The organism is Pantoea sp. Fr+CA_20, from assembly GCF_024520835.1.
GTDB classification, from domain to species: domain Bacteria; phylum Pseudomonadota; class Gammaproteobacteria; order Enterobacterales; family Enterobacteriaceae; genus Pantoea; species Pantoea allii.
The window spans coordinates 188,324-213,021 of record NZ_JALNPN010000005.1 but is presented as its reverse complement, the minus strand read 5'-3'; the positions used below and the strand labels follow the sequence as shown (position 1 = coordinate 213,021).

21 protein-coding genes and 1 pseudogene are annotated in these 24,698 nt (G+C 53.9%); 7 read left to right on the top strand and 15 right to left on the bottom strand.

All coding sequences use genetic code 11. The features are described from left to right. Positions 1-9: 9 nt before the first annotated feature. The 9 genes from nuoI to lrhA all read right to left on the bottom strand — a co-directional run bounded on the left by nuoI (position 10) and on the right by lrhA (position 10,850). Entirely contained in the window at positions 10-552 is a 543-nt protein-coding gene (gene nuoI, locus NR177_RS09445) for an NADH-quinone oxidoreductase subunit NuoI (protein ID WP_006120020.1), read from the bottom strand. An 11-nt stretch (positions 553-563) separates the two neighbouring features. Beyond that, a complete protein-coding gene (gene nuoH, locus NR177_RS09440) occupies positions 564-1,541 on the bottom strand; it encodes an NADH-quinone oxidoreductase subunit NuoH (protein WP_096010880.1) in 978 nt (325 codons plus the stop codon). Continuing rightward, positions 1,538-4,261: an NADH-quinone oxidoreductase subunit NuoG gene (gene nuoG, locus NR177_RS09435; protein WP_218995459.1), complete on the bottom strand. Its 2,724-nt coding sequence runs from the start codon at positions 4,259-4,261 to the stop codon at positions 1,538-1,540. The genes nuoH and nuoG overlap by 4 nt, the downstream gene beginning before the upstream one ends. Positions 4,262-4,372: 111 nt before the next feature. Next, positions 4,373-5,713, bottom strand: coding sequence for an NADH-quinone oxidoreductase subunit NuoF (gene nuoF / locus NR177_RS09430; RefSeq protein WP_172823930.1), 1,341 nt, complete (start codon positions 5,711-5,713; stop codon positions 4,373-4,375). Between the two features lie 2 nt (positions 5,714-5,715). Next, on the bottom strand, positions 5,716-6,231 hold the full coding sequence (nuoE, locus tag NR177_RS09425; protein WP_013026512.1) for an NADH-quinone oxidoreductase subunit NuoE: 516 nt from the start codon (positions 6,229-6,231) through the stop codon (positions 5,716-5,718). A 2-nt stretch (positions 6,232-6,233) separates the two neighbouring features. Further along, positions 6,234-8,033, bottom strand: a complete 1,800-nt coding sequence (gene nuoC, locus NR177_RS09420) for an NADH-quinone oxidoreductase subunit C/D (RefSeq protein WP_096010881.1) — start codon at positions 8,031-8,033, stop codon at positions 6,234-6,236. A gap of 117 nt (positions 8,034-8,150) precedes the next feature. Then, positions 8,151-8,828, bottom strand: a complete 678-nt coding sequence (locus tag NR177_RS09415; RefSeq protein ID WP_063880297.1) for an NADH-quinone oxidoreductase subunit B family protein — start codon at positions 8,826-8,828, stop codon at positions 8,151-8,153. A 15-nt stretch (positions 8,829-8,843) separates the two neighbouring features. Beyond that, on the bottom strand, positions 8,844-9,281 hold the full coding sequence (locus NR177_RS09410) for an NADH-quinone oxidoreductase subunit A (RefSeq protein ID WP_063880298.1): 438 nt from the start codon (positions 9,279-9,281) through the stop codon (positions 8,844-8,846). 645 nt (positions 9,282-9,926) lie between these two features. Further along, on the bottom strand, positions 9,927-10,850 hold the full coding sequence (gene lrhA / locus NR177_RS09405; RefSeq protein ID WP_256852771.1) for a transcriptional regulator LrhA: 924 nt from the start codon (positions 10,848-10,850) through the stop codon (positions 9,927-9,929). Between the two features lie 961 nt (positions 10,851-11,811). On the opposite strand from lrhA, the gene NR177_RS09400 reads away from it, so the two are divergent. After that, positions 11,812-13,029, top strand: coding sequence for a pyridoxal phosphate-dependent aminotransferase (locus NR177_RS09400; protein WP_063880299.1), 1,218 nt, complete (start codon positions 11,812-11,814; stop codon positions 13,027-13,029). A 70-nt stretch (positions 13,030-13,099) separates the two neighbouring features. Further along, positions 13,100-13,699, top strand: coding sequence for a 5'-deoxynucleotidase (gene yfbR, locus NR177_RS09395; RefSeq protein WP_096010882.1), 600 nt, complete (start codon positions 13,100-13,102; stop codon positions 13,697-13,699). Between the two features lie 30 nt (positions 13,700-13,729). Here the strand turns inward: yfbR and NR177_RS09390 are convergent, their stop codons facing one another. From NR177_RS09390 to yfbV, 3 genes are all read right to left on the bottom strand, one after another. Further along, positions 13,730-14,389 (bottom strand): sugar phosphatase, encoded by a 660-nt coding sequence (locus NR177_RS09390; RefSeq protein WP_241567731.1) that lies wholly within the window; start codon positions 14,387-14,389, stop codon positions 13,730-13,732. Between the two features lie 13 nt (positions 14,390-14,402). Further along, a complete protein-coding gene (locus tag NR177_RS09385; protein ID WP_096010884.1) occupies positions 14,403-14,897 on the bottom strand; it encodes a YfbU family protein in 495 nt (164 codons plus the stop codon). Positions 14,898-15,041: 144 nt separating this feature from the next. After that, the gene (gene yfbV / locus NR177_RS09380; RefSeq protein ID WP_063880303.1) at positions 15,042-15,491 is read right to left on the bottom strand and encodes a terminus macrodomain insulation protein YfbV; all 450 of its coding nucleotides are present in this window, start codon (positions 15,489-15,491) and stop codon (positions 15,042-15,044) included. 334 nt (positions 15,492-15,825) lie between these two features. Between yfbV and ackA the strand changes: the two genes are divergently transcribed. Next, positions 15,826-17,028 carry an acetate kinase gene (gene ackA, locus NR177_RS09375; protein ID WP_256852770.1) on the top strand — a complete coding sequence of 401 codons (1,203 nt, stop codon included), beginning with the start codon at positions 15,826-15,828 and terminating at the stop codon, positions 17,026-17,028. Positions 17,029-17,112: 84 nt separating this feature from the next. Beyond that, positions 17,113-19,242, top strand: a complete 2,130-nt coding sequence (gene pta, locus NR177_RS09370; protein ID WP_063880305.1) for a phosphate acetyltransferase — start codon at positions 17,113-17,115, stop codon at positions 19,240-19,242. Between the two features lie 49 nt (positions 19,243-19,291). Here the strand turns inward: pta and NR177_RS09365 are convergent, their stop codons facing one another. Together NR177_RS09365 and NR177_RS09360 are read right to left on the bottom strand one after the other, a co-directional pair. After that, complete coding sequence (locus tag NR177_RS09365; protein ID WP_063880306.1) at positions 19,292-20,377, bottom strand: ABC transporter ATP-binding protein; 1,086 nt, start codon at positions 20,375-20,377, stop codon at positions 19,292-19,294. A gap of 266 nt (positions 20,378-20,643) precedes the next feature. Continuing rightward, complete coding sequence (locus NR177_RS09360) at positions 20,644-21,717, bottom strand: PLP-dependent aminotransferase family protein (RefSeq protein WP_371874991.1); 1,074 nt, start codon at positions 21,715-21,717, stop codon at positions 20,644-20,646. A 58-nt stretch (positions 21,718-21,775) separates the two neighbouring features. Here NR177_RS09360 and NR177_RS23990 point away from each other — a divergent pair, with 58 nt between their 5' ends. Further along, positions 21,776-21,922, top strand: a complete 147-nt coding sequence (locus tag NR177_RS23990) for a chaplin family protein (protein ID WP_371873607.1) — start codon at positions 21,776-21,778, stop codon at positions 21,920-21,922. Here NR177_RS23990 and NR177_RS23985 read toward each other — a convergent pair. Beyond that, positions 21,898-22,065 (bottom strand): annotated as a pseudogene (locus tag NR177_RS23985) (GntR family transcriptional regulator); the annotation flags it as partial. The gene NR177_RS23990 and the pseudogene NR177_RS23985 overlap by 25 nt on opposite strands. A gap of 190 nt (positions 22,066-22,255) precedes the next feature. On the opposite strand from NR177_RS23985, the gene NR177_RS09355 reads away from it, so the two are divergent. Both NR177_RS09355 and NR177_RS09350 read left to right on the top strand, forming a co-directional pair. Beyond that, complete coding sequence (locus NR177_RS09355; protein ID WP_256852769.1) at positions 22,256-23,518, top strand: 4-aminobutyrate--2-oxoglutarate transaminase; 1,263 nt, start codon at positions 22,256-22,258, stop codon at positions 23,516-23,518. 117 nt (positions 23,519-23,635) lie between these two features. Continuing rightward, positions 23,636-24,661: a polyamine ABC transporter substrate-binding protein gene (locus NR177_RS09350; protein ID WP_063880309.1), complete on the top strand. Its 1,026-nt coding sequence runs from the start codon at positions 23,636-23,638 to the stop codon at positions 24,659-24,661. Positions 24,662-24,698: the final 37 nt, after the last annotated feature.

The following is a 24,698-nucleotide window of genomic DNA, read 5'->3' as shown; positions in this document are numbered from 1 at the left end:
CCTTGCTCCTTAAGGTAATAAGCCTTTGACGTCGATGGGTTTCGCTTCGTTTTCAGCGTCACCTTTATCTTTACCGTCAATCGCCATACCTGCCATGCGGTAGAAGTTGTATTCCGGATATTTACCCGGCCCCGAGATCAGCAGGTCTTCTTTCTCATACACCAGATCCTGACGCTTGAACTCGCCCAGTTCGAAATCCGGCGTCAGCTGGATAGCGGTGGTTGGGCAGGCCTCTTCACACAGACCGCAGAAAATGCAGCGTGAGAAGTTAATGCGGAAGAACTCTGGATACCAGCGACCGTCTTTTGTTTCGGCCTTTTGCAGTGAAATACAGCCTACCGGGCAGGCTACTGCACAAAGGTTACAGGCAACGCAACGCTCTGCCCCGTCGGGATCTCGGGTCAGTACAATACGACCACGATAGCGTGGTGGCAGGTAGACCGGCTCTTCCGGATACATCTGGGTTTCGCGTTTCGCGAAGGCATGCATGCCTATCATCCAGATACTGCGCACTGTCGTGCCGAAGCCTACGACAATATCTTTTAATGTCATTTGTTTACCCCTTACTGCGCTGTATACAGAATGACTGCGGCGGTTGCCAGCAGGTTCAACAGCGTCAACGGCAGACACACTTTCCAGCCGAACGACAGCACCTGGTCATAGCGTGGACGCGGAAGCGCAGCACGAATCAGGATGAACATCATCATAAAGAACGCCGTTTTCAGGGCGAACCAGATGAATGGCGGCAGGAAAGGCCCATGCCAGCCACCGAAGAACAGCGTAACAATCAGCGCTGAAACGGTGGTAATCGCAACGTATTCGCCCACAAAGAACAGGCCAAACTTCATACCGGCATATTCAATGTGGTAACCGTCGGCCAGTTCTTGCTCAGCTTCTGGCTGGTCAAATGGATGACGGTGGCACACTGCGACGCCCGCAATACAGAAGGTCAGAAAACCAAAGAACTGCGGGATGATGTTCCACAGGTGCGTCTGGCTGTTGACGATATCGGTCATATTGAACGAGCCCGCCTGCGCCACTACGCCCATCAGCGACAGCCCCAGGAACACTTCATAACTCAGCGTCTGGGCAGAAGCACGCATGGCACCTAACAGTGAGTATTTGTTGTTACTCGACCAGCCAGCAAACAGCACCGCATAGACCGCCAGGCCAGCCATCATCAGGAAGAACAGCAACCCGATGTTCAGGTCAGTGACGACCCAGGTCGGTGAGACCGGTACGATGGCAAACGCCAGCAGCAGTGACACAAAAGCAATCACCGGCGCCAGGGTAAAGATAAAGCGGTCTGTAAAGGGGGGAACCCAGTCCTCTTTAAAGAACATCTTGATCATGTCAGCAACCAGCTGCAAGGAGCCGCCCCAGCCCACGCGGTTTGGTCCGTAGCGGTTCTGGAACAGACCAAGCAAACGACGCTCGGCGAAGCTCATAAACGCACCACAGCCCACGACAACCAGCAGAATCACCAGCGCTTTACCCACGGCGATCAGAATGTCGATAACACCCGGAGTTAACCAGCTCATTGCGCCGCCTCCTGCAGAGAATCAATTTTTGCATTCGCCAGGAATGGCGGCACGCCTGGCAGACCGAGTGGAAGGCCCACCTGCCCTGCCTGCAGCGAAGAAGAGAAGCGCACAGGTAAGCGAACGGTTTCACCGGCACAGGTTAATTCCACGGATGCGCCGCTGTTCACGCCCAGCTTAGCCGCATCATCCGGGTTCAGCACCAGGGTCGGTGCCGACATACGCTGTTGGATTACCGGCGCACGCTGCGTCATCTCTTCACTACCAAACAACTGGTAGTAAGGGGCGACACGGAACTGACCGGTGGTGGCATAAGCACCTGGTACGCTGCTGAACCAGGCTAACTGCGCCTCGCTGGCTTCAAACAGGCGAACGCCGGGATCGCCGTGACGCAGTTTACCGCCCACTTCATCCTGGAATTTGTTCCATGCCTGAGGTGAGTTCCAGCCGGGTGCCCAGGCAAACGGAATCTGCGAACGCGGTGCACTCGGCTGGTTGTTCCCTTCCATAGAGAAGGCAAACATGGTGTCCTGATCCTGTGGCTGACGCGGCTCATGCACGCTGATATTAGCGCGCGCGGCGGTACGTCCACTGGCACGGTGCGGTGAACGCGCCAGTTTCTGACCACGAATACGGAAGCTGGCATCCGGTGCAGCTTCTTTAATGCCTTTAAGCTGTGGCAGGCTGGCGACCACGGCATCAATAACATGATCGAGCTGCGTCCAGTCAACGTGACGGCTTTCCAGCGCGCTGTGCAGTGAATGCAGCCAGCGCCAGCTTTCAAGCATCACGATGCTGTTGTCATAATAGGCAGGATCGTAGACCTGGAAGAAGCGCTGTGCGCGGCCTTCATGGTTAATCGAGGTGCCGTCACTTTCTGCGAAGCTGGCAGCGGAAAGAACCAGTCCGGCTTTTTCCAGCGTGGCGGTGCGTTGATGATCAACCACGATCACATTAGCGGCATGATTCAGCGCGGCATCGACCTGCGCTTTTGGCGCATGACGATAAAGATCGTTTTCCAGCACGACAACCGCATCGGCTTCGCCGCTTTGCAGCTGCTCCAGCGCGTGGTCCAGGGTGTTTCCGCCCATCAGGCCCAGCCCCATGCTGTTCGCATGGCTTGCCAGTAAGGTGATACCCACCTCTGCGCCGCGTGCTTTAAGCGCTTTCGCCACGTTTGCTGCGGCTTCAATCATGGCGCGGCTGCCGGAGTGGACGCCGGAGATAATCAGCGGCTTTCTCGCACCCGCCAGAGCCTGTACCACCACATCCAGCTTGCCGTTCAGCGCAGGGTCGAAATCGCTTACGGCCGGGGCGGTTTCGTCCAGCGCATTGGCGATGGCAAATCCAAGACGCGCCTGATCTTCCACTGGGGCACGGTAGCTCCATGCGGCAATATCATCGAGACGCGTTTCATCGACGTTGGTAACAAAGAGTGGATGCTTAGCGTGCTGACCGATATTCATGATGGCCGCGATTTGCCAGTCTGCGACTTTCTGCGCAGCGGCCATTTCACGGGCCTTGCCTTTCACCGCCTGACGAACAGACAGAGCAACGCGCGCGCCGACCTGCGTCAGGTCTTCACCCAACACCAGCACCGCGTCATAGCTTTCAATTTCGCGCAGCGACGGTGTATAAATCCCACCTTCGCGCAGCACTTTTAACAGCAGCTCAAGGCGCTCCTGCTCACCCGCAGGCATACCGGTAGAGAAGTTTTCGGCCCCGACCAGTTCACGCAGCGCAAAGTTACTCTCGATGCTGGCGCGCGGTGAGCCAATACCAATCACGCGTTTCGCCTGACGCAGAACGTCAGCACCGACGTTCACCGCCTGCTCTGCATTCAACGTTACGCGGTCGCTGCCACGTAACTGCACCGGATGATGAGGACGATCTTTCAGGTTCACGTAGCCGTAACCAAAGCGACCACGGTCACACAGGAAATAGTGGTTAACGCTGCCGTTATAACGGTTTTCTATGCGGCGCAGTTCACCATAGCGCTCACCCGGGCTGGTGTTACAACCTACGCTGCACTGCTGGCAGATGCTTGGCGCGAACTGCATATCCCATTTACGGTTATAGCGTTCAGAGTGAGTTTTATCGGTGAAGACGCCGGTTGGGCAGATTTCGACAAGGTTACCGGAAAACTCGCTTTCCAGGGTGCCGTCTTCCGGGCGGCCGAAGTAAACGTTGTCATGGGCACCATAAACGCCCAGATCGGTGCCATCAGCATAATCTTTGTAGTAACGCACGCAGCGATAGCAGGCAATACAGCGGTTCATTTCATGCGAAATGAACGGGCCAAGATCCTGATTGCGATGGGTGCGTTTGGTAAAGCGATAGCGACGGAAGCTGTGGCCGGTCATCACCGTCATATCCTGCAGATGACAGTTACCGCCCTCTTCACATACCGGACAGTCGTGCGGGTGGTTCGTCATTAACCACTCGACCACGCTTTCACGGAACTCTTTCGCTTCGCCATCATCAATAGAGATGAAGGTGCCATCAGACGCCGGCGTCATACAGGACATGACAAGGCGGCCGCGGGTATCTTCAGCGTTCTGGAATTGCTTTACCGCACACTGGCGGCAGGCACCCACGCTTCCCAGCGCCGGATGCCAGCAAAAATAAGGAATATCAAGGCCCAGAGACAGACATGCCTGTAGCAGGTTGTCCGCTCCGTTCACATCATATTCTTTACCGTCTACATGGATTGTAGCCATAGTGACATGCTTCCGTAAGGCTCGTCATAAACGAGCGTTAATCAAATTCTTGTCCCTGCACACTGCAGCAGGAACGGCGGCACAGGGCCAGCTCCCGTGGATAACGGCGAATTACCAGCGCGCTTTCAGCAGGTTTGGCTGAATACCACCGATAGCTCGGGTATTACCAAACACCTGCGGCGCGATGCCGGCTTCAAACTCTTCACGGAAATATTTAATGGCGCTTTGCAGCGGTTCGACGGCACCAGGTGCGTGAGCACAGAAGGTTTTGCCCGGGCCGAGCTGGCGGCAAAGCTGCTCCAGGGTTTCGATATCCCCCGGCTGGCCTTTTTTCTGCTCCAGCGCGCGCAGGATCTTCACGCTCCACGGCAAACCATCACGGCATGGCGTACACCAGCCGCAGGATTCGCGAGCAAAGAACTCTTCCAGGTTGCGCACCAGTGAAACCATATTGATTTCATGGTCGACGGCCATAGCCAGGGCAGTACCCAGGCGGCTGCCTGCTTTACCGATGCTGGCGAACTCCATCGGCAGATCCAGGTGCTGATCGGTCAGGAAGTCTGTTCCTGCACCGCCCGGCTGCCAGGCTTTGAAGCGCAGGCCATCGCGCATGCCGCCCGCATAGTCTTCAAGAATTTCACGGGCAGTGATACCAAACGGCAGCTCCCAGACGCCGGGGTTTTTTACCCGACCTGAGAAGCCCATCAGTTTCGTACCGGCATCATCGCTCTTTGACAGGCCCTGATACCATTCAACCCCGTTGGCCAGAATAGCTGGCACGTTTGACAGCGTTTCAACGTTGTTGACGCAGGTCGGTTTACCCCAGACGCCCGCACTCGCCGGGAAAGGTGGCTTAGAACGTGGGTTAGCACGACGCCCTTCCAGCGAGTTGATCAAGGCTGTTTCTTCACCACAAATATAGCGGCCGGCACCGGTGTGCACGATGAGTTCGAAATCGAACCCCGAGCCCAGGATATTTTTACCCAGTAAACCGGCTTCGGTGGCTTCGGCGATAGCGCGGCGCAGGTGCACCGCAGCTTCAATGTATTCGCCACGCAGGAAGATATAGCCACGGTAAGCTTTCAGGGCAAACGCACTGATCAGCATGCCTTCCACCAGCTGATGGGGCATTTGCTCCATCAACAGGCGGTCTTTATAGGTGCCCGGCTCCATCTCATCGGCGTTACACAGCAGGTAACGGATGTTCATGGATTCGTCTTTCGGCATCAGGCTCCACTTCAAACCGGTAGAGAAGCCTGCACCACCGCGTCCCTTCAGGCCGGAATCTTTCACCAGCGCCACGATCTCATCTGGTGCCATGCCTTTCAGGGCTTTTTCTGCACCGGCATAACCGTTTTTACTGCGATACTCATCCAGCCAAACGGGCTGCTGATCGTCACGCATGCGCCAGGTCAGGGGATGGGTTTCGGCAGTACGAATGATCTGTTTAATTGTCATTGATACTGCTCCAGCAAAGAGGCGATGCCTTCCGGCGTCAGATGAACGTGCGTATCTTCATCCACCATCATGGTTGGGCCTTTATCGCAGTTACCCAGGCAGCAGGTTGGCAGCAACGTAAAGCGACCATCGGTTGTCGTCTGACCCGGCTTGATATTCAGGTTTTCTTCCAGTGCAGCCTGAATTCCCTGAAAACCCGTAATGTGGCATACCACGCTGTCGCAATAGCGGATCACGTGGCGGCCAACCGGCTGACGGAAAATCTGACTATAGAAAGTGGCAACACCTTCTACATCGCTGGCAGGAATACCTAAGACGTCTGCAATGGCGTGAATTGCGCCGTCGGGTACCCAGCCGCGTTGCTTCTGCACGATTTTCAGCGCTTCAATTGACGCGGCGCGTGCATCTTCGTAATGGTGTTTTTCGTGCTCAATCGCATGGTGCTCTTCCGCACTCAGCACGAAGACCTCGTTGGGGTCGATCGTTTTAATAGCAATGTGTTGATCGTGCATAATTAGCGGTCCACGTCTGACATAACAAAGTCGATACTACCGAGGTACACGATTAAATCGGATACCAGGCTGCCACGGATTACCGAAGGAATCTGTTGCAGATGCGGGAAGCTCGGCGTACGCACACGTGTGCGATAGCTCATTGTGCTGCCATCGCTGGTCAGGTAGTAACTGTTAATCCCTTTGGTCGCCTCAATCATCTGGAAGGATTCATTGGCCGGCATAACCGGGCCCCATGACACCTGCAGGAAGTGAGTGATCAGGGTTTCAATGTGCTGCAGCGTGCGCTCTTTCGGCGGCGGCGTGGTCAGCGGATGATCCGCTTTAAACGGCCCTGCCGGCATGTTGTTCAGGCACTGCTCAAGAATACGCAGCGACTGCCACATCTCTTCCATTTTCAGCTGCACGCGCGTGTAGGCATCACTGATGCCGGCACCCACGGGCACATCGAAGTCGAAGTTTTCATAGCCTGAATATGGCCGCCATTTACGCACGTCAAAATCAAGACCGGTCGCGCGCAGAGCCGCACCTGTGGTGCCCCATGCCAGCGCTTCTTCCATATTGTAGGCCGCCACACCTTGTGAACGTCCCATCAGTACCGTGTTGCGCAGCGCCGCTTTGTCATACTCTTTCAGGCGCTTCGGCATCCAGTCCAGGAAGTCACGCAGCAGGCGTTCCCAGCCATTCGGCAGGTCGTGTGCCACACCGCCAATACGGAACCAGGCCGGGTGCATACGGAAACCGGTAATCGCCTCAACCACGTCATAGATTTTCTGGCGGTCGGTAAAGGCAAAGAACACCGGTGTCATGGCACCGACGTCCTGAATAAAGGTGGAGATGTACAGCAGGTGACTGTTAATGCGGAACAGCTCGGAGAGCATAACGCGAATCACATTAACGCGGTCAGGGACAACGATACCGGCCAGTTTTTCTACCGCCAGTACGTAAGGCATTTCGTTGACGCAGCCACCGAGGTACTCGATACGGTCGGTGTAAGGAATGTAGCTGTGCCAGGACTGACGCTCGCCCATCTTCTCCGCGCCACGGTGGTGATAACCAATGTCCGGGACGCAGTCGACGATCTCTTCACCATCCAGCTGCAAAATGATGCGGAAAGCACCGTGCGCGGAGGGGTGGTTTGGACCGAGGTTGAGGAACATAAAGTCTTCATTGGCGGTGCTGCGTTTCATGCCCCAGTCTTCAGGCTTGAACGTCAACGCTTCCATTTCCAGATCTTCTTTCTGCTTCGTCAGCGTAAAAGGATCGAACTCGGTCGCGCGCGCGGGATAATCCTTACGCAGCGGATGCCCTTCCCAGGTCTGCGGCATCATAATGCGCGTCAGATGCGGGTGACCATCAAAGGTGATGCCAAACATCTCCCAGGTTTCGCGCTCGTACCAGTTGGCATTGGCGAAAATAGTGGTGATGGTCGGCACATGCATATCGTTTTCAGATAAAGCCACCTTGAGCATGATGTCGCGATTGCGTTCAATCGACAGCAGGTGGTAGAAAACGGAAAAATCCGCGTCAGGTAAACCTGCGCGGTGGGTACGTAAACGTTCGTCCATGCCGTGCAGGTCATAGAGCATGACGTACGGCTTAGGTAATTTACGCAGGAATGTAATGATTTCCAGCAGCTGTTCACGCTTTATCCACACCACCGGAATACCGGTGCGGGTGGCCTGAACGGTAAAAGCATCCGGCCCAAAACGATTACGCAGCTCGCCAATCACCGGATCATCCAGGTGATCGCGGGTTTGCCATAGTGGCTGAGCGAGATCTTGCGTGGTCAAATCTGTCATACGTTACTCACCATTCCGGCCTGATAACAGGCGCTCAAATGAAGGCGTCAGGATGGTGCCATGCATTAATTTGTGATGTTGTCTGCTGCAGGCACGAATTCCATCCATACGGTTAACTTAAACTTCGTCTGGTGTACGCAGGTTGGTTACTGCAATACGTTCGCCACGCTTACGTTCACGCTCAGGCTGCATATTGGCACGATAAACGCCCTGATCACCGACCACCCACGACAGGGGACGACGCTCTTTGCCAATCGACTCCTGCAGCAGCAGTAGCGCCTGCATATAGGCTTCAGGACGCGGCGGGCAGCCTGGGATATAAACGTCAACCGGCAGGAACTTATCCACGCCCTGCACGACAGAATAGATATCGTACATGCCGCCTGAGTTGGCACAGGCACCCATGGAAATGACCCATTTCGGCTCCAGCATTTGATCGTACAAACGCTGAATCACCGGGGCCATTTTGGTAAATGGCGTACCGGCGATCACCATAAAGTCAGCCTGACGTGGAGAAGCACGCATAACCTCAGCACCAAAGCGCGCCACATCGTGCACGGCGGTGAAAGAGGTCGTCATCTCAACGTAGCAGCAGGAAAGACCAAAGTTGTACGGCCACAGGGAATTTTTACGTCCCCAGTTCACCATGTCGTGCAGGGCATGTTCGAGCTTGCCCATGTAAACGCTGCGATGAACGTGCTGCTCCAGCGGATCGCTGACGATTTCCTGCTTTTGCAGAGGGTAACGGTCGTTCTCACCACCGTTTGGGTCTATGCGGGTGAGCGTATAGTCCATCTTATTGCCTCTCTTTTACTGCTTGTGAGGATTGGTGTGACTTACCGTGGGAGTTTTAACCACGATTCGGCGGCGTGCAGGCGTCCAGTCCAACGCGCCAATGCGCACCAGATAAACCAAGCCCGCCAGGAGCACCAAAATGAAAATTGCGGCTTCCGCAAAGCCGATCCATCCACTTTCGCGGATTGAAGTCGCCCATGCGTATAAAAAGAGAGCTTCTACGTCGAAGATAACGAAGAACATCGCCACCAGGTAGAATTTTGCTGACAAGCGGAGGTGAGTATCACCGACAGATTCAATGCCGGACTCAAAAGGTGTGTCTTTGTAACGGGCACGCGCTCTGCCGCCAAGCAGCCATCCTCCGGTTAACATAAACGCACAGAGGCCAAATGCAATGACGATAAAAACGACGAATGCCCAATGCTGAGCGATGATTTCGGTGGTAGTTGACATACTCTTTGCTTACTCATCAAAAGTGGCGCTGGCATCCTGCTCGGGTTCTGGCAGCAAACTCACCACATCGATTCAAAGGGAAGGATAAAAACCTTACAAATTTTGCTGTTACTCTGGAATAAGCAGCAATTTTATGGGGTTTTTTACTCCTTTCTATAACCTTTTGTCAACTTAGACAAAAGTATCCAAACTTTATTTTACACCTGCATCATATTATTAACATATGATGCGCGTGTTTCCAGCTAAATCGCTTCAGTCTGTAAGGGTAATTTTAGTGTAGCGGGTATTTGCGCGCATGGATCGTGCGTTTAACCCCCATATTTTGACAGGATTTTCAGGCTTTTCCTTCCCTTTGGAATGGCTATTTTGTTGATCCAGAACACAGAATTATCTTTTTTGTGTTAAATTTCAGCAGTTATCAGACTGATTCGAATCAACTATTTCACATTTTACAGGCGTCCTTCTCTCACGTCCGCTCGATTGCGGGTGGCTGACAGCAAGTAAAGACAACACCTCGAAAATCGGTTTTTTTGCGCAAGAAAAAGCCTAAAAAAAAGCCCCCTGTCCTTTTTACAGGACAAGAGGCGTATTTACAGAGGTTATCGTGCTGCTAAATTGCGCATTTTTTGCAAAAGAATGCGGTATTTACTCTTCATCATCCAGCAACAATGTGCCATCGGCATTGGCCACCATGTTGTAAGGATCGTGCGTAGACTGCATAGCATTAAAGATCGCCAGCGCCAGCTCGTTATCACTGTCAGCATTGCGACACAGCAGATATTGCGTATCAGGTAATACCGGTAAGCCTTCAGCGGCACCCATGACACGCAATTCCGGGCTCATCATTTCTACCGGACGCGCCGTTACACCTAATCCTGCTTTCACCGCAGCGCGCACGGCCGCCAGGGTTGATGCAACGTAGGAGATACGCCACGGAATACCAGCTTCATTAAGATGGTCAATCGCCATATCGCGGTACGGGCTTGGCTCATCAAGTAATACCAACGGAATCGCTTCCCCACGCTGGAACACGTAATCCGCCGCGCAGTACCACAAGGTCGGCGACGTGCGCAGGACCTGGTAAGTAAAGTTACCCGGGCTGGAGGTCGTGACAACTAAATCGACTTCGCCCTGGTTCAGCATTTCCATCATAAAGGGATTGCGTTTCACGCGAACATCAATCGCCAGTTTTGGATAGACAGAGGTCACGCGGTTTAACAGGAACGGCAGAATGGTGTCGGACGTATCGTCAGAAGCGCCAATCGTCAGTACGCCCTGGATGTTGCTGTACATCAGGGAAGTACAGGCTTCATCGTTAAAACGCAGGATTTTCCTGGCATAGCCCAGAAGCTGAATACCGTGTTCTGTTAACAACTTGTTGCGGCCATGTCTGGCAAACAACTCTTTACCAACCAGTTGTTCCAGACGTTGCATCTGCTGACTTACTGCCGATTGCGTTCTGCACACCGCAGCAGCAGCGGCTGCAAAGGTGTTCAAATCAGCAACAGCAACAAAAGTTCGGAGCAGATCGAGATCGAGATTAAGTATCGGACGATTTGCATTAGTCATGTTTTTTTCTTCACTTATTAGATTTTTAAGAACTACTATCCTGGTGTTATTACATGCTTATCAAAGCGATAAGCGGTAATGATGCTTCATGGCGTCCCGGCAAAGGGCCGACATAAAATTTACTTACGGAGGAAGACGGAACTTCCCTGCAAAACAAGGAAACCGGCTCCTGAAGACAGAGACAACTTCTGTGCCGAGGGCACGGGATGCAAAAATGCGGGAAGCTGTGTAGTTGTCTTTTTTCTACCCCCAAAATGCGGTTAAGCAGGGGTAAACAGGTCTGGAATACGCTAACGGTGTGTAGCGTTTAATCTCATCAAATAGTAAATTATACTTAATCATTTTTGACCGCAAAATGGAAATGTTTTTATGAAAAGCATTGCATATTTTGATCAAATCGCATCTTACATCCATCCTTGTCCCTCCTGAGCGGACGTAACCTGCCGGAAAACAGTAAATACGACTTTTCATTGTCGAAACATGCATTGAAGATGCTCTGCATTATTTCTGTCGGCCTTAATAATCGTTAAAAAAACCTTAGATATAAATGCGTTAACATCAAGAGCAACCGTTGTTTTTCAGGTTACTCTGATTAACTGCGGTCAAAGTCGCGCAAATTTTATGCATTAATAAAGCATAATTAAACTATTTCGCTCATGACGCATTGCGCAGACTCAGATTGTGTCACGGCCTTCAGGTTCATTATCGGCATAATAAAAGCAGACATTACCCAGCGCTCAACTTTTACTCACAGAACAATAAACCAGGAAAGCCTTATAAACCAAACGTTTCAACCGGACTGCATGATAACCAATATGCATTACGTCGTCTGCCCGAAGACAAAGATGCTGAACACGCCAAAACCGTTTCTTGCCCTTCTTTTGTAGGCCTGAGGAGAGTACATTGTGCAGGTTTGTTTTCAGCGGCAGGCAAAAGGATTCTGCACATTAAGGCGGCCACAATGACTTTTCAAATTGATAAATCCGGCAAACTGGACAATGTCTGTTACGACATTCGTGGGCCGGTTTTAAAAGAGGCTAAACGCCTTGAAGAAGAAGGTAATAAAGTTCTTAAGTTGAACATCGGCAATCCGGCACCTTTTGGTTTCGAAGCGCCGGATGAGATTCTGGTTGATGTCATCCGCAATCTCCCCAGTGCGCAGGGGTACTGTGATTCCAAAGGGCTGTATTCTGCCCGCAAAGCCATTATGCAGCACTACCAGGCGCGCGATATGCGCGACGTTACGGTCGAGGACATTTACATCGGCAATGGTGTGTCAGAACTGATTGTCCAGGCTATGCAGGCGTTACTGAACAGCGGTGATGAAATGCTGGTGCCTGCGCCCGACTATCCGTTGTGGACCGCCGCCGTGTCCCTGTCGAGCGGCAAGGCCGTGCACTATCTGTGTGATGAATCCGCAGGCTGGTTCCCGGATCTTGATGATATCCGCAGTAAAATCACGCCGCGCACCCGTGGCATTGTGATTATCAATCCCAATAACCCCACCGGTGCGGTTTACAGCAAAGAGCTGTTAATGGAAGTGGTTGAGATTGCCCGTCAGCATAACCTGATTATTTTTGCTGACGAAATCTACGACAAAATTCTGTATGACGCGGCACAGCACCATTCTATCGCTGCGCTGGCACCGGATTTACTGACCGTCACCTTTAATGGCCTGTCTAAAACCTACCGCGTCGCGGGTTTCCGCCAGGGCTGGATGGTGCTGAACGGCCCTAAAAAGCATGCGAAAGGCTATATCGAAGGCCTGGAAATGCTGGCATCCATGCGCCTGTGTGCCAATGTACCGGCGCAGCACGCGATTCAGACTGCGCTGGGTGGCTACCAAAGCATTAGTGAATTCATTGTGCCCGGTGGACGGCTCTATGAGCAGCGCCAACGTGCCTGGGAACTGATCAACGAGATCCCCGGCGTCAGCTGTGTGAAGCCGCAGGGCGCGCTCTACATGTTCCCACGTATTGATGCTAAAAAATTCAATATTCACGACGATCAGAAAATGGTGCTGGATTTCCTGTTGCAGGAGAAGGTCCTGCTGGTACAGGGCACGGCGTTTAACTGGCCGTGGCCCGATCACCTGCGAATCGTCACGCTGCCACGCGTTGACGATCTGGAGATGGCGATCAATAAGTTTGGCCGTTTCCTGCAGGGCTACCGTCAGTAGTCCTGTTGCGCCTATACTGATGTGATGTCGGGGAGAGCTCGCCTCTCCCCTGTTGCAAACAGGAACCACCATGACTCAAAGCCATTTCTTCGCCCACCTTTCCCGTCTCAAACTGATCAACCGCTGGCCGCTGATGCGTAACGTACGCACCGAAAACGTCTCGGAACACAGTTTGCAGGTGGCGATGGTTGCCCATGCCCTGGCCGCCATTAAGAACAAGAAGTTCAATGGCAATCTCAATGCCGAGCGCATCGCTATGATGGCGCTGTATCACGATGCCAGTGAAGTGCTGACCGGCGATTTACCGACGCCGGTGAAGTACTACAACGCGCAGATAGCCCACGAATACAAAAAGATTGAAAAGATTGCGCAGCAGAAGTTGATTGAGATGCTGCCGGAAGAACTGCAGGATATTTACCGCCCGCTGATTGATGAGCACCTGCACAGTGAAGAAGAGAAAGCCGTGGTGAAGCAGGCCGATGCACTTTGCGCATACGTAAAATGCCTTGAAGAGCTGTCGGCCGGCAACAATGAATTTTTATTAGCAAAGGCGCGACTGGAGAAAACCCTGAGCCAACGTCGCTCACCCGAAATGAGCTATTTCGTCGAGGTGTTTATTCCCAGCTTTAGCCTGTCTCTGGATGAAATTTCGCAGGATTCGCCGCTCTGATACGGGCGGCTTCACGCCGCCACGTTCTGCTTAGTCTTTACTGTGAAAAGCAAACTTGCCCGTCGTCTGTCGGGTGACCACCAGTGATGTCAGTGAGGTCAGGCGCAGCGCCACCTCATCGATGCGTGGTGTATCATCTGGCGCATTGGCGGCAATGACAGCACAGCCTGCCGCCAATCCTGACACCACACCGGCAGGCGCGTCTTCGACCACGACACAGTCGGCCGGAGAGAGTTTCAGCATTTTCGCCCCGAGTAAGTAAGGATCGGGTTCCGGTTTGCCCTTTGCCACCTGCTCAGCCGTAATAAACACGGCAGGCTGCGGTAATCCTGCTGCTTTATGGCGCGCATGTGCCACCGGCACGGAACCTGAGGTGACAATCGCCCAGGGGATCTGCAACGCATCCAGTTGCGTGAGCAGCGCTTTTGCGCCTGGCAGCGCCTGCACGCCGTCGGTGTCTTCTGCTTCTGTTTTTTCCAGCGCCAGAAACTCAGCCTGTATCGCTTCTTCTGACTGGCCCGACATGAAGTGGCGCAGTGAAGTAATAGCCTGCTTACCGTGAATGAAGTCCAGAATTTCATCAGCCGCAATGCCATGACGCGCACCCCAGTTGCTCCAGGCGCGTTCTACCGCCGGTAGTGAATCAACTAAGGTGCCATCTAAATCAAATAAAAAACCACTGTACTCCACGCGTCACTCCTCATCAGGCGTTAATGATTTGCGCAATCTCGTTTACGCTTAAATGGTATTGGCGAGGACAAGTCTGCCACAAAGCCAGCATCCGTTGATACTTTTCCCACATCGGCGTTTGCGCATTAAAGCCGTGCGTGCCGGCATCAAAATGGGTATAGCGCCCTTCGGTGTTCACCATAAAACGCACGTAGCCCAGATAACGCGATTCCGTGGCGGCATCAAAACCCAGGAACGCCAGACGTCGTGGATCGATGTCGCCTTCGGCTTTGAGATTAGACCAGGAAACCTGCAGCGCATGGTGCATCTCCATAATATCGATGAGCGTGCGGCAGGTTTCTTCGGGTAGTTTGCCAAATTCTTTATCCAGTTCACGCATCTGCAGGCCGTAACCACGCTCAATGATGGTTTGGTAGCGACGAAAACGTTCGGCGTTCTCCGGCTCCAGCATCGCCATGATTTTGTACTGGTTTGTCAGGATCAAACGTTGTGCATGGGTCATTTCCATCATCTCTTCCTCAAGCTCGCTGGCCGTTCAGGTTTTATACGATGGAAGGATAATTACACAGGGGAAACGATGTGGGCGTTGCCACATCGCTTTTCATTGATTTAAGCGCGGGTTTGGGTGCAATAATTTGCCGCACGGCGCAGATTAAAGATCGTCCAGAAATGTCCGGTCCAGCTGCTTAAAGGCACGCTTAAGCAGATCGGCCAGCGCCTGGTATGTGGGTTTCCCCTCAACCGGGGCAATCGCCTGCCCTGCGGCTTCCAGTTTCGTGCGCACCTCGTGAAACCAGCGCAGCAGCGTGGGCGGCAATGGCGTGACCGAACGCTTACCTAACCACCATAAACCCTGCATGGGCAAACTGCAGGCGAACAGGGCCGTCGCGACCGCTGGGCCAAGTTGGCCACCCATCGCGATTTGCCACGTTAACGTAAAGACCGCCAGCGGCGGCATAAAGCGAATTGAAAACCGTGTCGCCGAAGAGACACGATTTTCAGGAAAGACTGGCGCCAGGCGTTTATCGTTGGGCCAGGTCTTCATATAATGCTGTCCGCGTTGAAACATCCGGAACCAGCCGGTGTGGGATTCATTCGCCATGGCTCGCCTCAACTAATGCTGTATTTTTTGAAAAATAATTATAACGACACAACTTTACGTAACATCCTTCAAATGTTTTTGTCTTTAAAGGTGACTCCGGCTATTCTGTCGCCGATTTAACAACGTCCCTGCCGCAACTTTCCTTGTAACAGAGACGACAAGGCCCGTTTTAAGCGAATTTTCAAATTTATGCGTAAAAACTCAAATTTTTTTGCGTAAAAACGCACTATTTTGACCTGGGTATGACTTCTGTCATTAATCTGGCTGCTTCAATGGGCTACGCTGTAAGTCTGATTGCGTTATTTTTAGCCACTTTTAACAAATAGGTACTTCCATGTCGAGTAAGTTAGTACTGGTTCTGAACTGCGGCAGCTCTTCCCTTAAGTTTGCCATCCTTAATCCCACCAGCGGTGAAGAATTCCTGTCTGGCCTGGCAGAATGCTTCCACCTTCCCGAAGCGCGGATTAAATGGAAACTTGAGGGCCAGAAGCAGGAAACCCCTCTGGGTGCTGGCGCTGCCCACAGCGAAGCGCTGAATTTCATTGTTAAAACAATTCTGGCACAAAAACCAGAGCTTTCAGCACAAATCGCAGCAATAGGTCACCGTATTGTTCACGGCGGCGAAAAACTCACGCAGTCAGTGGTCATTTCTCAGTCTGTCGTGCAGGGTATCAAAGATGCGTCATCTTTTGCACCACTGCATAACCCAGCCGGCCTGATCGGTATTGATGAAGCCATGAAAAACTTCCCGCATTTGTCCGACAAGAATGTGGCGGTTTTCGACACGGCTTTCCATCAGACAATGCCGGAAGAGTCCTATCTTTATGCGCTGCCGTATGCGCTTTATAAAGAACATGGCGTTCGTCGCTATGGCGCGCACGGCACCAGTCACTACTATGTGACCCACGAAGCGGCAAAAATGCTCAACAAGCCGCTGGAAACGCTGAACATTATTACCTGTCACCTCGGTAACGGTGGGTCTGTTTCTGCCATTCGCAACGGCGAATGTGTGGATACTTCGATGGGCCTGACACCGCTGGAAGGCCTGGTGATGGGTACCCGCAGTGGCGACATCGATCCCGCGATTATTTTCTTCCTGCACGACACCTTAGGCATGAGCGTTGACGCCATCAACAAAATGTTGACCAAAGAGTCCGGCCTGTTAGGGCTCACCGAAGTCACCAGCGACTGCCGTTATGTCGAAGATAACTATGCAACGAAAGCGGATGCCAAACGCGCGATGGATGTCTTCTGCCATCGTCTTGCCAAATACATTGGCAGCTATACGGCGCTGATGGACGGCCGTCTTGATGGTGTGATCTTTACCGGTGGTATCGGCGAAAATGCGGCAATGGTGCGCGAGCTGACCTTAAATAAACTGGCGCTGCTTGGCTTTGAGCTTGACCACGACCGCAACCTGGCGGCACGCTTTGGCAAGTCAGGTTTTATCAATAAAGAAGGCACCCGCCCGGCTGTGGTGATTCCGACTAACGAAGAGTTAGTGATTGCCCGCGACGCCGCACGTCTTACCGCCTGATCTCCTTTCGCCGTCAGCCCATGCTGACGGCGTTGTTTTGACACCCAGTGAAATCTGAGAGGTTCAATCGTGTCACGTACAATTATGCTCATTCCGACCGGCACCAGCGTCGGTCTGACCAGCGTTAGCCTTGGCGTCATTCGCGCCATGGAACGTAAAGGCGTTCGACTGAGCGTTTTCAAACCCATTGCTCAACCGCGTGCGGGCGGCAATGCACCAGACCAGACCACCAGCATTGTGCGCAAGAGTTCAGGCATTCCGGCCGCAGAGCCGTTGCCAATGTCCCGCGTGGAATCGCTGTTGGGGTCAAATCAGCAAGATGTGCTGATGGAAGAGATTATTGCCCGCTACCACGCCAATACCCAGAATGCTGAAGTGGTCCTGGTCGAGGGCTTAGTCCCCACGCGCAAGCACCAGTTTGCCAACGCCCTGAACTATGAAATCGCCAAAACGTTAAACGCTGAAATCGTCTTTGTGACCGCGCTGGGTAACGATTCGCCTGCACAGCTTAAAGAGCGTATTGAACTGACGCAAAGCAGCTTTGGCGGGTCAAAGAATAAAAACATCACTGGCGTGATCATTAACAAACTGAACGCGCCGGTCGACGAACAGGGCCGCACGCGCCCCGACCTGTCAGAAATTTTCGATGATTCGTCAAAGGCCAGCATTGCCAACATCAATCCTGACCAGCTGTTTGCCAATAGCCCACTGCCCATCCTGGGTTGTGTGCCATGGAGCTTTGACCTGATTGCCACCCGCGCCATTGATATGTGCCGCCACCTTAACGCCCGGGTCATTAACGAAGGTGAACTTCAGACGCGCCGCGTAAAATCAGTGACGTTCTGCGCACGCAGCATTCCGCACATGCTTGAGCACTTCCGTCCAGGCTCGCTGCTGGTCACCTCTGCCGACCGTCCTGATGTGCTGGTTGCTGCCTGCCTGGCGGCAATGAACGGTATTGAGATTGGTGCCATCCTCTTAACCGGTAACTATGAAATTGATGAGCGCATCGCCAAACTGTGCGAACGTGCCTTCCAGACCGGTCTGCCGGTATTTATGGTGAAAACCAACACCTGGCAAACCTCGCTCAGCCTGCAAAGCTTCAACCTTGAAGTGCCCGTGGACGACACGCAGCGTATTGAGAAAGTCCAGGAGTACGTTGCCAGCTACATCAATGCTGACTGGGTTGAATCCCTGACGGCGACGTCTGAACGCAGCCGTCGCCTGTCACCGCCGGCCTTCCGCTATCAGTTGACCGAGCTGGCACGCAAGGCAGGCAAACGCATTGTGCTGCCGGAAGGGGATGAACCCCGCACCGTCAAAGCGGCAGCCATCTGCGCCGAGCGCGGCATCGCGACCTGTGTCTTGTTAGGCAATCCGGATGAAATCCAGCGCGTTGCGGCAGCTCAGGGCGTTGAGCTGGGCAAAGGGATTGAGATTGTTGATCCCGAAGTGGTTCGCCAGAACTACGTTCCACGTCTGGTCGAACTGCGTAAAAGCAAAGGCATGACCGAAGTGGTTGCTCAGGAACAGCTGGAAGATAACGTGGTGCTGGGCACCATGATGCTGGAAAGTGGTGAAGTCGACGGGCTGGTCTCCGGCGCAGTGCATACCACTGCAAACACCATCCGTCCGCCGTTACAGCTGATCAAAACCGCACCCAACAGTTCGCTGGTCTCATCGGTGTTCTTTATGCTGCTTCCGGAGCAGGTGCTGGTCTACGGCGACTGTGCGATCAACCCGGACCCCACCGCTGAACAGCTGGCAGAAATTGCCATTCAGTCCGCCGATTCCGCCAAAGCCTTCGGCATCGATCCGCGCGTCGCGATGATCTCCTACTCAACCGGTAACTCAGGTGCAGGTAGCGACGTGGAGAAAGTGCGCGAAGCAACGCGACTTGCCCAGGAAAAACGTCCAGATCTGGTGATTGATGGTCCGTTGCAGTATGACGCGGCGATTATGGAAGACGTGGCAAAATCCAAAGCCCCCAACTCGCAGGTTGCCGGTCGCGCAACGGTGTTTATTTTCCCGGATCTCAATACCGGTAATACCACCTATAAAGCGGTACAGCGTTCAGCTGACCTGATTTCAATCGGGCCAATGCTGCAGGGCATGCGTAAACCGGTCAACGACCTGTCACGTGGCGCGCTGGTGGATGACATCGTCTACACCATCGCTCTGACGGCGATTCAGTCGCAGCAGGCTGAAGGCTAAGTTTCCATGGCTGAACAAGAGCATGCAGACTGCATGCTCTTTTTTTTGCCTATTGCAGCGTAACGTCAAGCGCGCGCAGGTGCTGAGGCTGCCAGGACAGTCTCACTTCACTGCCGGCTTTCCAGTCGGGTGACACCTCAGATGCGGCCATTTTCACCATAAAATTCCCCTGCCCGGCAACCTCAGTGAGCATTCTCACGTGATCCCCCAGATAGATAAACTGCTGTATCCTGGCCTGAACAGACTGTTCGCCCGGTTTGGCGGCGTTCACGTTGATGCGTTCTGGGCGAATACTGAGCTGTATTTTCTTACCAGGCGAGCTCGGGCGCACCTTCAGCGCATCCAGTTGAACACCGTTATCCAGCGTCACCTGATAATAATCGCCATGCTGTCCCGACTGCGTGGCCAACAGGCTGTTATTTTCGCCGATAAACTGCGCCACAAAGGCGTTATCGGGCTGCTCATAAAGCTTATGCGGACTGTCCATTTGCTGGATCATTCCATCATTGAAGACCGCCACCCGGTCTGACATGGTCATGGCTTCACTCTGGTCATGCGTGACATAGACAATGGTCAGCCCGAGCATGCTGTGGAGCTGCTTAATCTCCATCTGCATGTGCTCGCGCAGTTGTTTATCCAGCGCGCCTAGCGGCTCATCCATCAGGATCAGTTTGGGTTCAAAGACCAGCGCCCGCGCCAGGGCCACACGCTGCTGCTGCCCCCCAGACATCTGCGCGGGATAGCGGTCTGCCAGCGAAGTGAGTTTAATCATATCCAGCACCCGCTTAACCCGCACACTGATATCGGCTTTGCTCAAACGGCGAATCGACAACGGAAACGCCAGATTTTCCGCCACCGTCATGTGGGGAAAAAGCGCATAGTTTTGGAATACCATACCGATATCACGTTGATGCGGCGGCAAGGTGTGAAGGGGTTTATCACGCAGCAGGATCTCACCATCGGTGGGCGTTTCAAATCCTGCCAGCATCATCAGGCTGGTGGTTTTCCCGGAGCCAGATGGCCCTAACAGGGTCAAAAACTCCCCTTCTGCCACATCCAGATTGAGGTTGCGCACCACCAGCTTGTCGCCGTCGTAGCTCTTTTTGATGTTGCGAAAACTGACAAAATTTCTCATGGCGTACTCTCGTAAACAGGATAAAAAAAGGTGTCGGCACGATTCATGCATCATCCTTTTGACGTGCGAATTCTGGCGGGCCTTTTTTTAGCACTACCACAACGCCTTTGATTTGCACAAGCAGAATTTGACAACAGGAAAAGAAACGGCTTACAAAATCAATTTGCAGGCCATTGTATTTTTTTGTCTTTTTATATTTAACATTAATTTAACGTGAGATTGCTCACAGAATCAGGCAAGCCAGGGTGATGCACGCTGATGGTGCCTCAGGGCGAAACTGAGGCAATTTGCAGATGATGTTCCAATCGGGCAAGGACAGGCGCAAAGGCGGCGGGGATATCTGCCTCGTTAACGCAGGCGTAGCCCAGCAGCAAGCCTCGCTGCGGCGTACCTTGCAGGTAGTAGGATGAAAGCGGACGCGTTAACACACCGCACTGTTCTAACTCTGCGCTGAAGGCCACATCGTCGATGCTGTCGGGCAGCCTGAGCACCAGATGCAAACCTGCATTGCTGTGGTGCACAATCCAGTCAGCGCCCAGCGAGGTGCTAATCACCTCCACCAGCACGGCCCGGCGACGGCTGTAAATCTGCCGCATGCGCCGAACGTGGGCCGCATAGTGCCCTTCCCGAATAAACTCCGCCAGAGTGAGCTGCACCAGGCCGTAGCCGCCACGGTACAGCTCTGAGTGCGCCATTTTCATGCGTGCGGCCATGGATTTAGGCACCACCATGTAGCTGAGCCGGATGCCCGGGTACAGCGTTTTGCTGAAGGTGCCCAGATAGATCACCGGTGCATCCGCCGCCAGGCCCTGTAGCGCCGGGATCGGGCTACCGGTAAAGCGAAACTCGCCATCGTAGTCATCTTCCACCACCCAACTGCCGCTGCTTTTCGCGCGCTCCAGTAATTCATGGCGCCGTTGCAGGCTCATCACCGCACCCAGTGGGTACTGGTGGGAAGGCGTCACACAAATCAGGCGCGGTACCGGGCTGTCCGGTTGCTCAGGGGGCAAAACCAGCCCCTGGTCGTCCACCTGAGTGGGAATCAGCGTCACCCCATTCACCGCCAGCACATTACGAATTCCCCAGTATCCCGGCTCTTCCACGATAGCCCTGTCACCGGGATCGCAAAGCATTTTCGCCAGCAGATCCAGCGACTGATGCGTTCCGGCGGTGACCAGGATCTGCTCGGGGCTGCAGTTCACCGATCGGATCACCCGCAGGTAATCGGCCAGCGCCTGTTGTAACTCAACGCAGCCGCCGTGGCTGGCATAGCTCAGGTTCTCAACCGGCAGCCGTCGGCTGAGGCGAAGCTGAATTTTTCGCCAGATGTCGTGCGGCATATGGCTGACGTCCGGTACGCCGGGCATAAACGCGCCCCACTGATGGCTCCCGGCACCGCTGTTCGCCAGCAGACGTGAACCCCGTCGCGACAGCCGGACGGGTTTCATCGGCGGCGTTACCGGCCTGACCAGCGGCTCTCCCGGTGCCTGTTCCGGCAATACCGCACTGACGAAGGTGCCGCTTCCGGTACGGGTTTGTAAGTAACCCTCAGACTGAAGCTGTTCATAAACTGCCAGCACGGTGTTACGTGAGACTGCGAGTTCACGAGCAAGGTCGCGGCTGGCGGGCAGTCGCGTCGCGGTGGCAATGGCTCCATCCTGAATGGCTGCCTGCAAGACATCATACAATCGCTTATTCAGCGTACCGCCGGAAAGCGAGGCCAGACGTTGTGCAAGCAGGTCACCGAGTAAGCTTCGCAAAATTGGTACCTCAAAATAAAAAAAACTGGCTCTGGATTATAAAACCCTGAAAACGCTAAAAAGCAAGGAGGCAGATTCCACTGTAACAATATGGCAACAAACACCATGAGGTCGCGTTATGAGTAACAGTGAAGTTCAGGTTCGTCGTCTCAATGCTACGCCGCGCGGCGTGGGCGTGATGTGCGATTTCTATGCGGTGAAAGCAGAAAACGCCACGTTATGGGATCATCAGGGACGCGAAATTATCGATTTCAGCGCAGGCATTGCCGTGCTGAATACCGGACATCGCCATCCCAAAGTCATCGCCGCCATCAAAGAACAGCTCGACCATTTTACCCATACCGCGTTTCAGGTCGTGCCCTACGAAAACTACATCGCCCTGGCAGAAAAACTGAATGCGCTGGTGCCGGTGAATGGGCCCGCCAAAACCACTTTTTTCTCCACCGGGGCGGAGGCCGTTGAGAATGCGGTGAAAATTGCACGCGCCGCCACGGGCCGTCCTGGCGTTATCGCCTTTACGGGGGCTTTCCACGGTCGCACCAACATGACGATGTCGCTGACGGGCAAAGTGGTCCCGTATAAAATCGGTTTTGGCCCTTTTGCCAGCTCAGTATTTCACGCCCGCTACCCGAATGCACTGCATGGCTGCAGCGTGGATGATGCACTGGAAAGTTTGCAGGCCATTTTCCGCTGCGATATCAGCCCACAACAGGTGGCGGCCATTATCTATGAACCGATTCAGGGTGAAGGCGGCTTTAATGTGGCACCGCCCGCCTTCGTCACCGCTCTGCGTAAGCTGTGCGATCAGCATGGCATTTTGCTCATCGCCGATGAGATTCAAAGTGGCTTCGCCCGCACCGGCAAGCTGTTTGCCAGTGAGTACTATCCCGACGTGCAGCCAGACCTGATCACAATGGCAAAAAGCCTGGCGGGCGGTATGCCGCTGTCGGCGGTATCAGGACGGGCTGAGGTGATGGATGCGCCGCTGCCCGGCGGTCTGGGCGGCACCTACGCCGGCAGCCCACCGGCCATTGCCGCCGCGCTGGCCGTGCTTGAGGTGATTCGCGATGAGAACCTGAGCGAGCGAGCCCTGCAACTGGGTGGACAACTGGTTGAAACCCTGCAAGGTGCAGGCTGTAAAGCGCTGGCAGAGGTGCGCGGTCATGGTTCAATGATCGCCGCTGAATTCATGGATGGCGCAGGCAAGCCCAGTGCGGACATCGCCAAAGCAATTCAGCAACAGGCGCTGGACGAGGGGCTGCTGCTGCTCACCTGCGGCGTGCACGGCAACGTGATCCGCTTCCTCTACCCGCTCACCATCCCGGACGCGCAGTTCCGCACGGCACTGAACCTGCTGAACCGTATTCTGGGCAAGTATTGAGTTTCGCGTTCTGCCACGCAGCCCGTTCCGCAGCGTGGCAGTACCCTGGCATTAAGATTGCAAAGCAAACACCGGGCAGAGGATTCTGCCCAAACATAATAATTCAGGAGTCCGGGGATGATGAAAAATATAGCGGCACTGGTTCTGGCGGCGGTGGCTGTCCAGGCGCAGGCCGAAAACCTTACGGTGGTTTCTTTCGGTGGTACCAACAAAGACGCGCAGGATAAAGCGTTTTATAAGCCTTTTATGGCCTCAGGTCATGACGGCATAGAAGCGGGTGAATATAACGGTGAGATGGCGCGCATCCGTGCCATGGTCGAAACCAAACAGGTCGGCTGGGACGTGGTCGAGCTCGAAACCCCGGAACTGGAACGTGGTTGTGAAGAAGGGCTGCTTGAAACGCTGGACTGGAGCAAGTTGGGTAATAAAGCCGACTTTGCCAAGGGCAGCGTAAGCGAATGTGGCGCAGGCTTCTTCGTCTGGTCTACCGTACTGACCTACGATGGCAACAAGCTAAAAACGGCCCCAACCAGTTGGGCGGATTTTTGGGACGTGAAAAAATTCCCGGGCAAACGCGCCTTGCGTAAGAGCGCGAAATACACGCTGGAAATTGCGCTGATGGCGGATGGCGTGAAGCGCGAAGACGTTTATAACGTGCTGGCAACCCCGGCGGGCGTGGATCGTGCCTTTAAGAAGCTGGATCAGCTCAAGCCGAACATTCAGTGGTGGGAATCGGGCGCACAGCCCCTGCAGTGGCTGGTTTCAGGCGACGTAACGCTGGCGTCGGCCTATAACGGTCGCATCGGCACCGCCCAGGCAGAAGGCCATAATTTTAAAATCGTCTGGGATGGCAACCTGTACGACTTCGACAACTGGGCCATTGTGAAAGGCTCAAAACACAAAGCGCTGGCGGAAAAGTTTATTGCCTTCACGCTGAAGCCGGAAAACCAAAAGGTCTATGCCGAAAATATTCCTTATGGCCCTGCCAATATCCAGGCTGGCAAGCTGCTGGCTGCCGATCGTTTAGCCCAACTGCCCACTGCGCCTGACAATATGGCCAAGGCGGTTCAGGTGAACGCGACGTTCTGGTTGGAACATGGTGAAGAACTGGAACAGCGCTTTAACGCCTGGGCCGCGAAATAACCCTCTGCCGGACCCGCTCCGGCAGCACCATTGAGGA

What these genes read in the sequence shown, in the direction of transcription:
- NR177_RS09355 (WP_256852769.1), top strand. Translation starts at nt 22,256, where the DNA reads ATGAGTAACAGTGAAGTTCAGGTTCGTCGTCTCAATGCTACGCCGCGC.
- NR177_RS09410 (WP_063880298.1), bottom strand. Translation starts at nt 9,281, where the DNA reads ATGTCAACTACCACCGAAATCATCGCTCAGCATTGGGCATTCGTCGTT.
- yfbR (WP_096010882.1), top strand. Translation starts at nt 13,100, where the DNA reads ATGACTCAAAGCCATTTCTTCGCCCACCTTTCCCGTCTCAAACTGATC.
- NR177_RS09365 (WP_063880306.1), bottom strand. Translation starts at nt 20,377, where the DNA reads ATGAGAAATTTTGTCAGTTTTCGCAACATCAAAAAGAGCTACGACGGC.
- nuoG (WP_218995459.1), bottom strand. Translation starts at nt 4,261, where the DNA reads ATGGCTACAATCCATGTAGACGGTAAAGAATATGATGTGAACGGAGCG.
- ackA (WP_256852770.1), top strand. Translation starts at nt 15,826, where the DNA reads ATGTCGAGTAAGTTAGTACTGGTTCTGAACTGCGGCAGCTCTTCCCTT.
- nuoH (WP_096010880.1), bottom strand. Translation starts at nt 1,541, where the DNA reads ATGAGCTGGTTAACTCCGGGTGTTATCGACATTCTGATCGCCGTGGGT.
- nuoE (WP_013026512.1), bottom strand. Translation starts at nt 6,231, where the DNA reads ATGCACGATCAACACATTGCTATTAAAACGATCGACCCCAACGAGGTC.
- NR177_RS09400 (WP_063880299.1), top strand. Translation starts at nt 11,812, where the DNA reads ATGACTTTTCAAATTGATAAATCCGGCAAACTGGACAATGTCTGTTAC.
- lrhA (WP_256852771.1), bottom strand. Translation starts at nt 10,850, where the DNA reads ATGACTAATGCAAATCGTCCGATACTTAATCTCGATCTCGATCTGCTC.
- nuoI (WP_006120020.1), bottom strand. Translation starts at nt 552, where the DNA reads ATGACATTAAAAGATATTGTCGTAGGCTTCGGCACGACAGTGCGCAGT.
- pta (WP_063880305.1), top strand. Translation starts at nt 17,113, where the DNA reads ATGCTCATTCCGACCGGCACCAGCGTCGGTCTGACCAGCGTTAGCCTT.
- NR177_RS09350 (WP_063880309.1), top strand. Translation starts at nt 23,636, where the DNA reads ATGATGAAAAATATAGCGGCACTGGTTCTGGCGGCGGTGGCTGTCCAG.
- nuoC (WP_096010881.1), bottom strand. Translation starts at nt 8,033, where the DNA reads ATGACAGATTTGACCACGCAAGATCTCGCTCAGCCACTATGGCAAACC.
- NR177_RS09385 (WP_096010884.1), bottom strand. Translation starts at nt 14,897, where the DNA reads ATGGAAATGACCCATGCACAACGTTTGATCCTGACAAACCAGTACAAA.
- yfbV (WP_063880303.1), bottom strand. Translation starts at nt 15,491, where the DNA reads ATGGCGAATGAATCCCACACCGGCTGGTTCCGGATGTTTCAACGCGGA.
- NR177_RS09360 (WP_371874991.1), bottom strand. Translation starts at nt 21,717, where the DNA reads ATGCCGCACGACATCTGGCGAAAAATTCAGCTTCGCCTCAGCCGACGG.
- NR177_RS09415 (WP_063880297.1), bottom strand. Translation starts at nt 8,828, where the DNA reads ATGGACTATACGCTCACCCGCATAGACCCAAACGGTGGTGAGAACGAC.